Annotated in this window: 12 protein-coding genes and 1 tRNA gene; 6 read left to right on the top strand and 7 right to left on the bottom strand. The window is 65.3% G+C overall.

Annotation, left to right across the window (positions count from 1 at the left end; translation table 11 throughout):
- Positions 1-8 precede the first annotated feature (8 nt).
- The 5 genes from SPR01S_RS16095 to SPR01S_RS16115 are packed head-to-tail and all read right to left on the bottom strand — an operon-like array spanning position 9 to position 7,494.
- Positions 9-1,541, bottom strand: coding sequence for a long-chain-fatty-acid--CoA ligase (locus SPR01S_RS16095; protein ID WP_066591192.1), 1,533 nt, complete (start codon positions 1,539-1,541; stop codon positions 9-11).
- Complete coding sequence (locus SPR01S_RS16100; RefSeq protein ID WP_066591204.1) at positions 1,538-2,362, bottom strand: EthD domain-containing protein; 825 nt, start codon at positions 2,360-2,362, stop codon at positions 1,538-1,540. Before SPR01S_RS16100 ends, SPR01S_RS16095 begins: the two co-directional genes overlap by 4 nt.
- A complete protein-coding gene (locus SPR01S_RS16105) occupies positions 2,359-4,323 on the bottom strand; it encodes an outer membrane protein assembly factor BamB family protein (protein WP_066591208.1) in 1,965 nt (654 codons plus the stop codon). Before SPR01S_RS16105 ends, SPR01S_RS16100 begins: the two co-directional genes overlap by 4 nt.
- Positions 4,310-5,290, bottom strand: coding sequence for a CE1 family esterase (locus SPR01S_RS16110; protein WP_169803451.1), 981 nt, complete (start codon positions 5,288-5,290; stop codon positions 4,310-4,312). The genes SPR01S_RS16105 and SPR01S_RS16110 overlap by 14 nt, the downstream gene beginning before the upstream one ends.
- Positions 5,291-5,301: 11 nt before the next feature.
- A complete protein-coding gene (locus tag SPR01S_RS16115) occupies positions 5,302-7,494 on the bottom strand; it encodes a TonB-dependent receptor (protein ID WP_084251247.1) in 2,193 nt (730 codons plus the stop codon).
- Between the two features lie 148 nt (positions 7,495-7,642).
- Between SPR01S_RS16115 and SPR01S_RS16120 the strand changes: the two genes are divergently transcribed.
- From SPR01S_RS16120 to SPR01S_RS16130, 3 genes are all read left to right on the top strand, one after another.
- A complete protein-coding gene (locus SPR01S_RS16120; protein ID WP_066591212.1) occupies positions 7,643-8,245 on the top strand; it encodes a TetR/AcrR family transcriptional regulator in 603 nt (200 codons plus the stop codon).
- Positions 8,246-8,555: 310 nt separating this feature from the next.
- Positions 8,556-8,631 (top strand) — tRNA-Thr (locus SPR01S_RS16125).
- A gap of 146 nt (positions 8,632-8,777) precedes the next feature.
- Positions 8,778-9,359 (top strand): hypothetical protein, encoded by a 582-nt coding sequence (locus SPR01S_RS16130; RefSeq protein WP_066591213.1) that lies wholly within the window; start codon positions 8,778-8,780, stop codon positions 9,357-9,359.
- A gap of 56 nt (positions 9,360-9,415) precedes the next feature.
- Here the strand turns inward: SPR01S_RS16130 and SPR01S_RS16135 are convergent, their stop codons facing one another.
- Positions 9,416-10,009: a hypothetical protein gene (locus tag SPR01S_RS16135; RefSeq protein WP_084251248.1), complete on the bottom strand. Its 594-nt coding sequence runs from the start codon at positions 10,007-10,009 to the stop codon at positions 9,416-9,418.
- A 120-nt stretch (positions 10,010-10,129) separates the two neighbouring features.
- Complete coding sequence (locus SPR01S_RS16140; protein WP_084251249.1) at positions 10,130-10,918, bottom strand: class I SAM-dependent methyltransferase; 789 nt, start codon at positions 10,916-10,918, stop codon at positions 10,130-10,132.
- 124 nt (positions 10,919-11,042) lie between these two features.
- Here SPR01S_RS16140 and pdxR point away from each other — a divergent pair, with 124 nt between their 5' ends.
- The 3 genes from pdxR (at position 11,043) to SPR01S_RS16155 (ending at position 15,806) form a co-directional block, all read left to right on the top strand.
- On the top strand, positions 11,043-12,542 hold the full coding sequence (pdxR, locus tag SPR01S_RS16145; RefSeq protein ID WP_066591214.1) for a MocR-like pyridoxine biosynthesis transcription factor PdxR: 1,500 nt from the start codon (positions 11,043-11,045) through the stop codon (positions 12,540-12,542).
- A 243-nt stretch (positions 12,543-12,785) separates the two neighbouring features.
- Positions 12,786-13,568: a DUF3108 domain-containing protein gene (locus SPR01S_RS16150; RefSeq protein ID WP_066591218.1), complete on the top strand. Its 783-nt coding sequence runs from the start codon at positions 12,786-12,788 to the stop codon at positions 13,566-13,568.
- Positions 13,569-13,742: 174 nt separating this feature from the next.
- Positions 13,743-15,806 (top strand): S9 family peptidase, encoded by a 2,064-nt coding sequence (locus SPR01S_RS16155; protein WP_245662048.1) that lies wholly within the window; start codon positions 13,743-13,745, stop codon positions 15,804-15,806.
- Positions 15,807-15,833 lie beyond the last annotated feature (27 nt).

Consider the following 15,833-nt stretch of genomic DNA (forward strand, 5'->3'; position numbering starts at 1 on the left):
CTCTCCTCTCAACCGACCAGCCGTTCCCGGCCCTTCCAGAATGGCTCGCGAATTTCGCGTCGCAGGATCTTGCCGGCGGCGTTGCGCGGGACCGCGTCCGTGAAGCGGATCGACTTGGGACATTTGTAGCCGGCGATACGGGTGCGGCAGAAATCGAGGATCGCCTGCGTGTCCTCGCCCGCCCCCGGCGCGGCGACGACCAGTGCCAGCACGGCTTCGCCCCAGCGATCGTCGGGCACGCCGATCACCGCTGCGTCCGCGACCCCGCCATGTTCGAGCAACGCGTTTTCGACTTCGACCGGATAGATGTTCTCGCCGCCCGAGACGATCATGTCCTTCACGCGGTCACGGATGAAGAGGTAGCCGTCGGCGTTGAGATAGCCGGCATCGCCGGTATACAGCCAACCGTCGCGGATCGTCGCGGCGGTCGCGTCCGGATCCGCGGCATAGCCCGCCATGGTGATCGCGCCGCCGACGATGATCTCGCCAGTGTCGCCGGGCGGCACGTCGCATCCCTGGACATCGACGATGCGGATCGCGATATCGCCGGCCGCGCGCCCGCACGACAGCAACAGATCGCGGCCCGGCGCGTGATCGTCCGGCGACAGGATGGTGATCGGCCCAGTCGTCTCGGTCAGACCGTAACATTGCACGAAGCGGCACCCGATCCGCGCCGTTGCCTCGCGCAGCACGGTCTCCGCGATCGGCGCGCCGCCATAGGCGATCACGCGGAGTGCCGAGAGGTCGGCCCCGGCGAACGACGGAGCCGCCAAGCACGCCTGGATCATCGCCGGCGCGAGCGTGGTGTAGCTGACCCGCTCGCGTGCCATTACTTGCACCGCCTCGTCGGCGGCGAAGGCAGCGCTCACCACCAGCCGCGCACCGGACTGCGCCATCCGCAGCACGGGGCCGATGCCTGTGATGTGGAACATCGGCGCGGGCGCATAGATCACGTCGCCGGGCGCGAGATCGAGTGGCGGCCGGCTGTAGATCGCCACGGAGGCGACAACGTTGGCGTTGGTCAGCATCACACCCTTGGGCAGGCCGGTGGTGCCGCTGGTGTACATCTGGAGCGCGACCTCGTCGGCGCGTCCGCCCCGCGCAACGGGTTCGTTGGATTGCGCGTCGCGCCATCTCGCGAAGTTGTGGTCGAGGACCGTGATCGGGATGGCATGGCCGGCGCAGGCCAGTTCGGCCGCCGGCAGGAACGCCGCATCGCAAAACAACCGCGTGGCACCCGAATGCTGCAAAATATAGGCGATCTCCGCCGGGACCAGCCGCCAGTTGACTGGCAGCACCACCTGGCGCGCGCGCAGGATGCCGAACATCAGCTCGACCTGTGCATCTGTATTGCGGCCGAGGATCGCCACCCGGTCGCCGGCCTTGCCCTCGGCAAGCAGGCCGTTGGCGATACGATGGACGCGCGCGTCGAGCGTGGCGAAGTCGATCGCCGCTCCACGCTCACCCAGCGCCTCAGCCTCCGGATGGTCGGCGGCGGTAGCGCGGAGCATGTCGTCGATGACGGACGGCGTCACGGTCACGGAATCACCCGCTCGTCATGGATGAAGTCGACATCGGGATTCTCGCCTACGAACATCGACAGCGTGTCGAAGAAGGGGAATTTCCCGCCCCAGGGCGGCGCGGCGAAACGCGGCTCAGGCGTCAGGAACGCCGTGCGCCAGGCGGTATAATCGTCGAACCACAATTCCATCACGCGCGAATACTCGCCGCGATCGGCCACCGACTTGTACAGGCCGAAACGCTTCAGCCCGGGCAGAGCGGCGATCTCCTTGGCATGCACGCCGTCGAACCAGGCATCGGCGTCCGCCTGCGCTATGCCGGCGTGCGGGCGCAGGAACACGATCCAGCGCAGATAGGGCAGCTCCTTCGGCGGCGTCGGCTTCGAGACGTAGAGCAAGTCGGGATTGACCGGCACCGTCGCCGTGGTGCTGCGGAATAACGTGTTCGCGCGCCAGCCGCCGGGCGGCGACGTGAAACTCTGCAGGTCTCCGCCATAAAGCGGATTCTTCCGGCTCTCGCGGAAATCCTCGAGCGTATCGAAGTGGATTTCGGTCATCCGACCATAGGCGACCTTATAACGCTGCACCGCTTCCGCGGGGGGCAGATAGGCGCGAAACGACAGATAGTTGCGCTGCCACGCCTGATAGGCGCGGCGCACCTGCGGCGCGTGGTACGTCAGGTACCAGCGGTCGAGCGCGAGCTGATCGGCCCCGGGCAGCAATTCGATCAGGATGTAATGCTTGATTGCCCCGGCGGCGAAGGCGGGGGCTGCCCACAGCATCGCCGCCGTCCCCGCCGCGCCGGCGATCAGGCCGCGCCGCGTCATGGCGATCGCGTTCATGCAGACGTTCCTTTCCGTGGCAGCGCCAGTGCAACCAGCCGGTGCGGCGCCTTGTTGAAGCCCATGCCGCACACGATGAACTGCCGTCCGTCGGCCATGTATGTCATCGGCGGGCCGTGGGTATGGTCGGGCAGCGACACTTCGGCGACGACCGCACCGGTCGCCTTGTCCCACGCGCGCAACACCTTGAGCGCGACCCCCGGCCGATGCGGTCCTTCACCCAGGAACAGCAACGTCTTCGTCAACAGGGGGCCGGTGCGGGCGGTATGGCCGATCCACCCCGGATTGTACGGCTTGAACTGCGGCGCGTCCTTCGCACCTGGCCCATTGGCGCGAGTCCAGGCGATGCTGCCCTTATTGAGGTCGATCGCGGTGATGCGGCCATAGGGTGGTTTCAGCAGCGGCAGTCCGCGCGGCCCGCGCACGATCGAGGCTTGCCCGGCGATCTCGCTCTCGCCATCGGCCGCGTCGGTACGCTTCCCGTCCTGGCCCAGCGCCATCGCCACCGCCGCGGTGATCGAAGGGACATAGAGCGTGCCCGTCGCCGGATCTGCCGCCGCGCCCCACCAATTGGCACCGCCGACCCAGCTGGGCAGCACGATCGTCGGCCGGGTGCCGAGCGGGGTGAAGACGGGGCCATGGTCATACTCCGCCAGGATCGCGCGCGCCTCCGCCTTCAATTCCGGTGTGAAGTCGATCAGGTCGTCGTCGGTCACGCCTTGCCGCTCGAATGCGGGTGGCTTGGTCGGCACCGGCTGCGTTTTCGCGCTCCGCTCGGGACCAATCGTCGATTGCGGGACGGGCTGCTCCTCGATCGGCCAGACCGGCCGACCCGTGCGCCGGTCGAACACGAAGCAATAGCCCTGCTTCGTCACTTGCGCGATGGCCGGGAAGCGGCGTCCGTCGACGGTGATGTCGATCAAATTGCCGGCGCACGGCAGGTCGTAATCCCACACATCGTGGTGGACGAGCTGGACGTGCCAGCGCCGCTTGCCAGTCGCGACGTCGAGCGCGACGAGGCTGTTGCCGTATAGATTGTCGCCCGGCCGGTCGCCGCCGAAGAAGTTGTTCGTCGGGCAGCTGCCCGGTACGTAAAGCAGGCCGAGATCGTCGTCCGCGCTCATCGGCGCCCAGGCATTGCCGTTGCCGGTGCGCGCCAGGGCTCCTGGGACCCAGCTTTCCGATCCCGGCTCGCCCTCGCGTGGGATCAGGCGGAAGGTCCATTTGCGTCGGCCGGTCGCGACATCGAAACCCATGATCGTGCCCACCGGCATCGGCGTCCGGTCGGGACGGTCGTTGATATATTGCCCGACCATCACCGTGCCGCGGCACACCACCGGCGGCGAGGTGACGCCGATCAGCCCGGCCGGCTCGCCGGTGCGGCTCTCCCCGGCGGCGGCGCGCAGGTCGACCTCGCCCTTGTCGCCGAAGCCGGGCACCGGTCGTCCGGTCGCGGCGTCCAGCGCGATCAGGCGGTTGTCGCCGGTGCCGATCAGCACGCGACCGTTCCAGTACGCGACGCCGCGATGCAGGAAGCCTTTGCTGGTCGGATAGCCCTGTTTCCAGCTGCCGGGATCGTAGACCCACAGCGTCTTGCCGGTGACGGGATCGATTGCGGCGACCTGCGACATGGCGGTGGAGGTGAACAGCCGCCCGTCGACCATGATCGGCGTCGCCTGGAACTCGCCGGGCTTGAGCTCCGGATGCGCCGCCAGGATCGCGGCGTCGGGCGACTTCCATTCCCAGGCGATCTCCAGTCCGGCGACGTTCGACGCATCGATCTGGGCGAGCGGGGAATATTTGGTCGCGGCGTTGGTCCCGCCATATACCGGCCAATCGCCAGCCTTATGCCTTACCGAGGGCGCCGCAGCGGGCGCTGGTTCGGGCGCAAACGCCGCCGCCGTCAGCAGCGCCGCTCCGCCTGCGAGCAGGTCGCGGCGGCTGGTGTCAGGGCCGGACATGGCGCTTGAAGAAGGCCCAGGCGGCATCGGTCGCGTCGATCGCGTCATAGGGCGTCATCTCCAGCATCCGCGTAGCGCCGGCCGGCACTTCCGCCCCGGGCCAGGTGTGGGTCGCGGACGCGAGGCGATAGAACAGCACTTCCGCCCCCCCGCCGCAGTCGGCCCAGTCCTGTGTCTGCACCTCGCCGGCCGGCGACGCCTTCGGCCCACCGGCGCAGCCGTCCGCCTTCACCCAGAACGCGACCGTCTTCTCGACCGGCTGGAAATCCCGGGCCTGCGCGCTGGCGACGAACCCGACGGAGCTTGGGCCGCCGGCATAGGGAACGATCTGGTCCTTCACCCCGTGCATGACCATGACCGGCACCGGCGCGGCCGGCGGCGCTTCGTCGCCGAACATCGCTCCGGCGACCACCGCGACCGCGGCGACCTTGCCAGACAAGGCGATTGCTACCTTATGCGTCAACATTCCGCCGTTCGACATGCCGGTGACGTAGACGCGCTTCGGGTCCGCCACGCCGCTGCGCACCAGTTCGTCGATCAGCGCTCCAACGAAGCCGACATCGTCGCTCTTCGTCGCCATCGCCTGTCCGCAACAGCCGCCCGCGTTCCACGTCGCCATGCGTCCGTCGCGGCCGATGCCGTCCGGAAAGACGGCGACGATCCCTTCCGCGCGCGCCTTGTCGGCCCAACGCGGCACCATCGTCTTGCCGTTGCCCCCACCGCCGTGCAGCGCGACGACCAAAGGTGCGGGCGACTTGTCGCGCCGCGCGTCGAGCAGGAGATAGGTCCGGGCGCCGCCGGCGAGCGGCAGCGTGCGCTGATCGACCCCGGCAGGTAGCGGCGCATTGCCCGCCGCCGCGATCCGCGCACGCAATTGCTCGCGAAGCCCCTCCCTCCCCGATTGTGCGGCGACGGGAGAACCGCCGGCGACGATTGCCGCCGCCAGCACGACACATAAGGTCCGCATGCGATGCATCCTCACCATTCGACCGAGAAGGTCGCGCTGTAGGTGCGCGGCGTGTTGTAATAATCGTTCCCACCGACCGAGACGATGTAGTAGAGGTCGTTGGTCACGTTCTTGACCGATCCGAGCAGCTTCCAGTGACGCCCCCGCACACCCGCCGACAGGTCCAGGATCGAATAGTTCTGGCTCTTGCGCGTCAGCGTCGCATCGTCCCAACCGCCCGCCGCGGTCTGGTAGCTGGCGGTCAGCATCAGGTCGACGCCGCGGACCAGGGGATGGTCGTACATCCCGTTGACGTTGACCATATAGTCGCGCGTGCGCGGCGTCTGCTTGCCCGACAAATCGAGCACGGCGCCGTTGGAAAGGATCGACGATCCATCCTTCCATGTGCCGTGGGTGCCGGAGACGTTGGCGCTGGCCGACAATCGGCCGCCGGCCAAAGGTACGGTCCCCGACAGTTCGAATTCGGCGCCGTAGATGCGGTTGCCGCCGACATTTTCCAGCGTGAACGCCGGATTGGTGATCGACAGCGTGGTCGTTTGCTGAACGTTGCGCGTCCAGCTCATGTAGAGCGCGAGCTGCGAGCGGAAGCGGACGGCCCCTATGGAGAAACTGCCCTTGGCGCCCACCTCACCGGAGGTGACGTCTTCCGGATCATAGGGCACGCGATCGAAAAAGCCGATCGCCGGCGACTGGTTGAACCCGCCTGCGCGATAGCCGGTGGCGACGCGGCCATATAGCGTCAGCTTGTCGCTCGCCTTCCAGGTCAGGGACGCGGTCGGCAGGAAGCGGTTCCAGTTGCGAGCGAAGCGCGTGAGCGGAATCGTATCGTTGGTGGTCGGGTCGAGGTCAATCTGCTGGAACGCGAACTGCTTGCTGTCGATCTGATAGCGCGATTCCAGCGACACCGTCAGCTTCGGAGCCAGCTTGAAGCCGACCTGACCGTAGGCTGAGTAGGACGAAACGTTCTCGGTCGATTGCTGACGCCGCAATTGCCGCTTCAGTGCGGTGACGGTCGCACCGGTGCCGGTCACGGTGCCGGTACGGTCCGAGTAAACTCGCGAGACATAGGTCAGGAAATCGACCCCGCCCAGCCAGGTGACCGGGCCGTCGCCCTTCGACCCCCACCGCGCTTCCGCGCCGTACCGCTCGAACTTCTCACCCTGCGCGTCGAGCAGCCGGACGTTTGGCAGGCGAATGCCGAGATAATGGTCGAAATCGGCCGGGCTGCGCGCGCCATCACGGCCCTTGTAATCGGCCAGAATCGTCAGCTCGGACTTGCCGAAATCGTGGCGGAACTCGCCGATCGCCTGGGTCTGGTCGATCGTCACCCGGTCGATCGCATCGAGGCCGGTGCGCACGAAGATGTCGGGGTCGAGCGTACGGTTGCGTCCCAGCGACGTGAAGCCGGGCGCCTCCGATCGCGAATGTTCGATCGTCAGAGTCGCGGTGGTGTTCGTGCCCAGGCCGAAGCCGATCGCACCGCGCACGCCCCAGTCCAGCGTGTTGTCGATCGTCCGCCCGGTCACCTGGTCGGTATAAAAGCCGCCGGTCTGCTTGGCATAGAAGCCGCCGGCGCGGATCGCCACCGTACCCGTCAGCGGTACGTTGACGGTCAGCTGCGTGTCGAATTTGTCGACCGAATCGTATCCCGCCCGCGCGCGGATTGCGGTGTCGAGCACCGGCTGGTTGCTGATGACGTTGACCGCGCCGCCCACCGCGTTGCGGCCATAGAGCGCGCCCTGCGGTCCGCGATACATCTCTACGCGGTTGATGTCGTAGAAATCGATCTGACTATAACTGCGCCCGCCGAAGCCGCCGCCTGCGACATAGATGCCGTCGCGATAGATGCCGGTCGAGGATTCGGAGAAACCTAGGCGCCCCCCGCCCTGGCCGCGCAGCGCGATGTCATTGAGATACTTGGGACCCGAGCCGATCAGGATCGCGCCCGGAGTCAGCCGTGTGTAATCGACGACGTCGCGTACCGCGAGCCGCTCCATCTCGTTGCTGTCCATGACGCTGACTGATGCCGGCACGTCCTCGATCGATTCCGACCGGCGGCGAGCCATCACGACGATATCGTCGGACGGCACGGCGACAGCTGCTTCCGCGGCCGGCTTGTCCTTTTCCTGCGCCAGTGCCGGCGCCGAAAGCAGAATTCCCGCGAGCATACCGATTCGAGTCGCGTCGCGTCGATCTAGGACCATGTAATCCCCTCCATATCTTGTGGAGGTGCCGACATGGGACACCCCTCTGTTACTCGTGGGTAACAGTGTGGTTCCAAGAAGTAAACAGGTGTGTATAACCGGTAGCGAGGATTTGCTTTCCGTGACGTCTTGAGCGAGCAACGCATCTATGGAACCGAGCTACTCCGAGATGATGGACGCGCATCGCGAGCGTCGCCGCGAGCACCTGTTGCTGGCAGCCGCCGATGTGATCGAGGCGCGGGGCCTGCGACAGGCGACAATGGACCAGATCGCGGAAGGTGCGGGCGTCGCGAAGGTGGTGCTCTACCGCTATTTCAAGTCGAAGGACGCGCTGGTCCATGCGGTGCTGGGCGACGTGGTCGACGGCATCCTGGATGCCGATGCCGCCGAGCCGGCCATCTGGTGGACCGATCGCATGCGGCTGACGCTGAAGGTCGCGCGGACGCACGGCTCGGCGATGCGCTTGCTCGTCCGCCACGCCGCTCACGATCCGGTCTTCGGAAGCCATTTCGAGCGGCTGACGGCGGCGTTGATCGCGCGAATCGAGGAACGACAAGTGGAGATATTGGGGCCCGGTGACGCAGTGGCCGGCAAGATCGGGGTGCTCGACGCATCGATCGCCGCATTCATGCTCGACGCCTATGTCCGCTGGATCGACAGCGGAACGCCTGCCGAAGACGAACGCTTTCTCGAATGGCTCGGACGCTCCGTCCGGGCGATGGTTTATTACTGGCGCGGCCTGACGCCGTGAGCTGAGGTGGCCATTCGGTGCAGGATGGCGCCTTTCATGGTAGATCCGTTCTCGTTGGGATGACGGCTTAGAATGTCTTGTCGCCGGTCAAATGCGCGTCCGCGCGAATGGCAGATTCCCAGCCAATTGGCGGCGTCATAAACTAGCCGGTCGAGAAGCCGGAGAAGACGGGGCTGGTAAACGTAGGAAACGTCCGGTCAACCGCCCCAATGGTTCGAGGCCGATTTGTACCCTCGAGTGGCTTGACCGATTCCAATCAAAATCGGATAAGTCGGAAATCCTGCGGATTTCCGCGGATTTCAGAGACAGTGCCGGTTTAGCTCAGCTGGTAGAGCAGCGGTTTTGTAAACCGAAGGTCGCGGGTTCGATTCCTGCAACCGGCACCATCCCAACACGCGCGGCAACCAGGCTGACCTCGGCGTGCCTGCGGGCGCATAGCTGTGGCGAGTGGCCCAGCCAGATTTCCCGGAAGCGGCTCTTCGAATCCCTCGCGGGAGCGGCGTAATCACACTCGCACTTGGGAGATGGTTCGATGAAAATTCGCGCGTTGCTTGCTGTGGGTCTCGCCCTGATGGTCGGCGGCTTGCCGGTCCATGCCGGCCGCGCTGCCGACAGTGTCGCGCTGGCCGTCCTGCATGACGGCTCGCACGATTTCGATTTCCACATGGGCGTGTGGAAGACGCATATCTCGCGGCTGATCCATCCGCTGAGCGGATCGTCGCAATGGACGGGCTATGACGGCGTATCGACGGTCCGTCCGGTGTGGAACGGCAAGGCGAGCCTGTTCGAGCTCGAAGCCAGCGGACCGGCCGGACATCTCGAAGGCGTGGGCCTGCGGCTCTACGATCCGAGCGCGCATCAGTGGAACCTCAATTGGACCAACAGCACAATCGGGCGGCTGGACGCGCCGATGATCGGGGAATTCCACGATGGCCGTGGCGAGTTTGTCGGCCAGGACACCTTTGGTGGCCGGACGATCCTGGTACGCAACGCTTTTTACGACATCAGAACAAACTCATCCCGCTTCGAACAGTCGTTTTCCGCGGACGGGGGCAAGACCTGGGAAACCAACTGGATCATGACCTTCGATCGCGCGACGCCGGCGGAGAAATGACACGGCGAAGCGGCGGGCCGGAACACACCGCGCCCGCCGCGTTGGCAGAGGCGGGGTCAGGATGGTGTGCGGGTATCGTCGGCGATCCAGTTCACTTCCCAGGTCTTGCCGCCATCGGCGGAGAAGGCCTGTTCGAAATGGATCGCGTCCTTCGATCTTATTGTGATGACGAAGCGCACGAAAATCGCTCGGCCGCCCAGCGTATCCTGCTGGTAGAATTCGCCGCGACCGTCGCGGAAACCACCAATCGTGGGTGCGACCATCTGACCGTCGGCTCGGTTGGAAAAGTTCAACCCCCATTGCCGGGTTTGCGGGTTGTAGAGGCGAAGCGACAGCCCCTCGAAATGGCCGGCCGGCCCATCGGCCACCAGCTCGACCAGATTGGCCGCGCCGCCCCAGACCGGCCGGACGGTCGTCGTGCCGTTATACTCGACCCAGGTCTGTGACCCCGTCAGCGGGCGAATGCGGCGCGTCAGATGCGTCTTCCACACACCGATCTCGAAGTCGAAATCGTGTTCGCCCGCGGTCAGCACTGCCGCGGTCACCGCCGGCGGCCGCGCGTCGGATTCGCCTGCGGCATCAGCAGGTGACGCATAACCCTGCGTCGCGACGCAGAGCATCGCGGCGACACCTATTCCCAGCTTCGACATCGACCTCTCCTCCCTGATTACGCCACCGAATCCACTCTCTCGCTCGGCGTTTTGTTCCTGACATCATGGGAGAAATTGCGCCGGATTCCCAGATGTCCATGGCTGCCAATCCCGCTCCCGTCAGCGCAGCGGCCGTCTGAACTTGAAAATGAACTGATCGGTATGCCCGCGAATGGCGGCGTTGAACGGACCCGCGCTATGCGGATCGGCGGGATTGGCGAGAAGGTCGCTGCTCCCAACGAACTCGAAGCCCGCCGCCTCGACCTCGCGGCGCACGGTCGAGGGTTCGATCCGATGCAGCGTGTCGGTGACATCCGCCGGCGACCCCTTGGCCGCGACATGATCGAGCACGATATAGATGCCGCCCGGCTTGAGCGCGGCATAGACCGCGCGGTTGAACGCCTTCATGTCGACCGGACCCATGAACGGGTCGTGGAGATCGTGGTAGTTCTGCGAAATCCAGAACAGGTCCAGCTTCTCAGGGTAGCGTGCGACATCGATCGCCGATCCCGCCGTCACGGAGACATTGGGGTGCTTGACGATATAGGCCTGGATGTCGGCGATCCCTTTGACGATGTTCTCATATTGAAACAGGCTCGCCGGGACGCTCGCATAGACGTGACCTTGGGCACCGACGATCCCGGAAAACAGCCGCGTGAAATAGCCGTTGCCCGCCGCATAATCGGCGACCCGGTCGCCCGGCTTGACCCCGGCAAAGGCCAGCACCTCGCCCGGCTTTCGGTTAGCATCGCGCTCGACATCGGCCGCCGGGCGCGCGGGATCAGCGATCGCGGTGGCGATATAGGCCGGTATCGCCTCGCTTTCGCGCGCGCCGACTGCGGGAGCGATTGCCAGGAACACAGTCAATCCCGCTGCCAGTCCAATTTGCCGAACGGTTTGCGCCAACATGCCGATAGCCTCCGATTGCCTTGATGTGTCCCGCCTCGCACCTATGCTGGCGACGAGCGGGAATTGAGGGCCAGTCGGGACAAAATCGGTTGGTCCACTTGGCCAGGTCCGGCAAAAGGCTGCGATGAATCCATTGTTCGAGTTGCGGCTGGAGCGTGGCGGCGACGGCACGCGCAATTCCGCGCGCAGCATCTATGAGCAATTGAAGGCTGCGATCGTGGAGGGCCGGCTCGCGCTCGGTGCGCGGCTGCCCGGCACCCGCCAATCGAGTGCGTTTTTCGGCGTGTCGCGCAACACCGCGACCGACATATATGAGCGGCTGATCAACGACGGCTATGCGGTCAGCCGGCCCGGATCGGGGACCTATGTCGTCGACGCGCTGCCGATGGCGCCCCCCTTCGATGCCGAGCCGGACGCGCCGAATGACGACCCCAGGTTGAACGGCTTCTGGCTGAGTGAGGAAACGCGCGCGGCGATCGGGTTCTGGCGCGACGACCCGGTCGCCGGGAAGCGCGACGACAAAAGGGCCGCAATCGATTTTCGTCCGGCGATGATCGACTCCCGGCTCTTTCCGATGGACGTGTTCCGGCAGATCAGCGTCAAGCAACTGCGGACGCTCGAAAACCAGCCGCCCAGCTTCAAGAGCGCGCAGGGCAACCAGGGCAATTTCCGCCTCCGCGAGGCGATCGTCCGGCACATCGCGCTGACCCGGGCGGTGTCCGCCCGTCCCCAGGACGCGCTCGTCACCGCGGGCGCGCAACAAGCATTCGACATCCTCGCCCGGACGCTCGTCACGCCGGGCAAGACCGTCGTCGCGATCGAGGACCCCGGCTATCCGCCGATGCGCATCGCCTTCGCCGCGGCCGGCGCTAAGATCGTTCCGATCGAGGTCGACGAAGAAGGGCTGGTCGTCGATCGACTGCCAGCGAATACAAACATCATTTGCGTCTGCCCGTCGCACCAATTCCCGATTGGCGTCACGATGTCGGCGCGGCGTCGCGCTGATCTCGTGGCATTCGCCCGCTCGCATGAAGCGGTGATAGTCGAGGACGATTATGACGGCGAATTCCGCTATGAGGGCAGCCCGATCGAAGCCCTGAGGACTGCGGATGCCGCCGATCTCGTCTTCTATGTCGGGACGTTTTCCAAATGCATGCTGACCTCGCTACGGCTGGGGTTCATCGTCGCACCGCCCTGGGCGATGCGGACGCTGATCGCTGCGAAGAATTGCCTCGACTGGCATTGTCCGATCCCGACCCAGTTGGGGGTCGCCGGGTTCATTTCGGAAGGGCATCTCACCCGTCACGTCCGCAAGATGCGCGGGATATACGACCGGCGGCGGCGGCTGATCATGGCGTTCATGGCGGAGCATCTCGGCGAATGGTTCGACCCGGTCCCGCCACTCTATGGCATGCACATCGCGGCGCTGGCGCGAGATGGCGTCGATGTCGAAGCGGTGACCGCCAGGCTACTCGCGAGCAACGTCAAGATCCACACGCTCGATCGCTATCATCTCGGCACACCCAAGCGGCGCGGTATCGTGCTCGGTTACGGTGTAGTCGACCTTGCCGAGATCGAGCACGGCCTGTCGCTGCTGTACCAGGCGCTGCTCCGTCAGCGATAGGTGCGGGAGGACAAGTCTCGGCGCAAATATGGTTCAGCGCACTTCCCCGCAAGCGGCGTGCAGTCGCCATGCGACGATCACGGCTGCGCGACTGGTAGTCGGCCGGCGTTGACGCCGGTCACGAGCTTTCGCGCATCTCGTCCTTTTTTGCTCATAATTGCTTGACACCGCTGGCGCTTCTTGCTGGTGTATTATCACCATATTACACCTTAAAGCCGCTATAGAAAGGCCAGTGTCCACGCGATGAAAGTCCCGACCGTGCTCGCCCTTAGCCTGGTTATCGCCGTACCGGCGCACGCCGACACGATGCACCTAAAGGTCGGCGAACCGCTGGCTCGGTTCGCCAAGCTGCGTCCCGGTGTGCATCGTTATGTGCGCTATACGGTCGGCGCGGATGGCAACCGCAAGGTGATCGATATCTGGCAGCGCGCGGTCAGCTTCGGTCCCGACGCGCCGGGCCAACCTGACGCCTTGCACATCGTGCAACGCTGGGACCGGGTCGATGGCAAGGTATTGATCCAGGACAGCTGGTTCGACCGGAGCACCTTCAGCCCGAAAACGCATATCCGGCACACCGTTGTGGACGGCAAGGACGACTATGCAGCCTATCGGTTCAACGCCGCTCAGGTGGTCGGGATGCCGGACCTTGCCAACAACAGCCGTAAGGACTTCGCGATGGCGCTGGCCGAGCCGTCGTACAATTTCGAATATGACATGGAATTGCTGCAGACGCTGCCGATGGAGACTGGGCGGACCTTCGACATCCCGTTCTACGATCCGGGCATCGGTAAGCCAGGCCGCTATAATTTCGTCGTGGCGGGGTCGGAAACCATCCCTGGGCCCGACGGACGCCCGATCGATTGCTGGCTGGTCACTGCCGACTATAACAAGGGCAAGATCGGCGCGCGGTTCTGGTTCGCAAAGTCGAACCAGGTGTTGATACGCGAAGAAGCGCCGATGGATGACGGGGCGACTCTGGTCAAGACGTTGCTCCCCCAGGAAGCAGGAGACACGAAGCCCGGTTAACTGCCTGGCGCGGCGACGGATGTTCGCGGACTTGATGTGCGGGTCTGTCAACGGCGGCAGGTTAGTCGCCTTGCATTCACCGCCATATCTCAGGTGGGGCAAGCCATAACCGCCCGGCATAAGCGGCAAATCCAGTGCTTGCCCGGGACGTTTCTCTGATCCTAGCCTGCGCCGATGAAGATGCACTCCGCCTGGCTGGCCTCCGCATTGCTCGTTCTTCCCGTTGCCGCCACGCCGGCGCTCGGAGGACAATCCGCGACACGCGGCGGCCAGCCCGCCGATGCGCTGGCGGCCAATCTCGCTCTGCCCTTTGCCAGCGACCTGACCGGCGCGCGCCGGGTACCGATCTTTGCCTGGATCGTGGACCAGGCCGGTTCACGCAACGTCTGGATTGGCGGGCCTGACATCCCTGCCCATGCCCGCACGACCTATGCCGGCGATGAGGGCATCGAAATTTCCGAACCGCAGTTGAGCCAAGACGGCCGCCGCTTGCTGTTCGTGCGCGGCGGGGACGCCGAATTTCCCGAGGCCAGCGCGCCCAATACCGGAATTGCTCCCGAAGCACCCGAGCAGGCGGTCTTCGTCGCCGACGTCGCGGGATCGCAGCCACCGGTCAAGGTCGGGCTCGGCCACGGCGCAGCGTTCAGCCCGGACGGCGCTCGCATCGCCTATACGCGCAAGGGCGAGATCTGGCTGTGGAGCGGAGACGCCGCCGCGCGCCGGCTCGCCACCGTCGCCGGCTCGGTCGAGGATCTGCAATGGTCGCCCGACGGCAGGCAATTGCTGTTCACCGAACAGCGCAAGGGTCACAGCTTTATCGCCCTGCTCGACGTCGAGCGGCGCGCGATCCGCTATCTCGGGCCGACCTTGGGGCAATCGAGCGATCCGATCTTCTCGCCCGACGCGCGGCAAGTCGCGTTCATCCAGTATCGCGATCCGCCGGCGGACCTGAAGGACAGCACGGCCTCTTTCTGGTCGGTGCGTGTGGCGGACGTGGCGGATGGCGCCGTCCGCACGATCTGGTCGGCGCCAAGCGGCGAAGGCGGTCAGTTCGCCGGCACACGCGGCCGCAATCTGTTCTGGACGGCGTCCGGCGATCTGCTGCTTCCGTGGGAGCGGACAGGCTGGATGCACATCTATGCGGTGCCGGCCGCGACTGGTGGCGCGCCGCGCGACCTGACCCCTGACGCGAACGAGGTCGAGAACTTCACGCCCGCGCCCGACGGCAAGGCCATCGTCTATGCCGCCAACGCCGGCAATCTCGACGCCCGCCAACTTTGGCGCACGGCGATCGCTGGCGGCAAGCCCACTCGGTTGACCCAAGACGACGCCTTCGTCTTTCGCCCGGTGTTCGGCGGCGACCGGTTGGCGGCGACCGCGACCGACGCGCAGCAGCCTGCGCATATGGTACTGGTCGAGGGCATGAAACCGCTAGGCCCGGTGGCGATCGCCTCCACCTATTCCAAGCCCGACACGATCGTCTTTACTGCTGCCGATGGCGTGCAGATCCACGGCCAGTTGTTCCGCGCCAAGGGACCGGCTCCCCACCCTGCCCTGATCTTCGTCCATGGCGGTCCGCGCCGCCAGATGCTGCCGGGGTTCAACCCGATGCATTATTATTCGAACGCCTATGTCCGCAATCAGCAGTTCGCGGCGCTGGGATATACGGTTCTGTCGGTCAATTATCGCAGCGGCACCAATTATGGCCGAGCGTTCCGTGAGGCGCCGGAAACCGGCCGTGGCGGCGCGTCGGAATATCGCGACGTGCTCGCCGGCGGCCAGTGGCTGGCGAAGCAACCCGATGTCGATCCAAAACGCATCGGCATCTGGGGCGGAAGCTGGGGCGGCTATCTCACCGCATTAGCGCTCGCCCGTAACAGCGACCTGTTCGCCGCCGGCGCGGACTTTCACGGCGTCCATACCCTGGTCCGCTCGGGCGATCCGTCGCTGTCGCCAGATGCCGAACTCAAGGCGCGCGAACTGCAATGGCAGTCGTCGCCGATGGGATCGATCGCACGCTGGCGGTCGCCAGTGCTCATCGTCCATGGTGACGACGACAAGAATGTCGACCATGACCAGTCGCTGCTGCTTGCCCGCGAATTGACCGCGCGCGGCGTGCCGTTCGAGGAATTGAGCCTGCCCAACGAGCGGCACGAATTCTTCCGCTATGGCGACTGGCTGGCCAGCTATCGCGCGACTGAGGCGTTCTTCGCCAGGACGCTGAAGTCGGGGAAGTAGAGCGATTGGCTTAATTCCTCCCCGGCA

Origin of the sequence: Sphingomonas pruni NBRC 15498 (assembly GCF_001598455.1) — a bacterium.
Taxonomy (GTDB): Bacteria; Pseudomonadota; Alphaproteobacteria; order Sphingomonadales; family Sphingomonadaceae; genus Sphingomonas; species Sphingomonas pruni.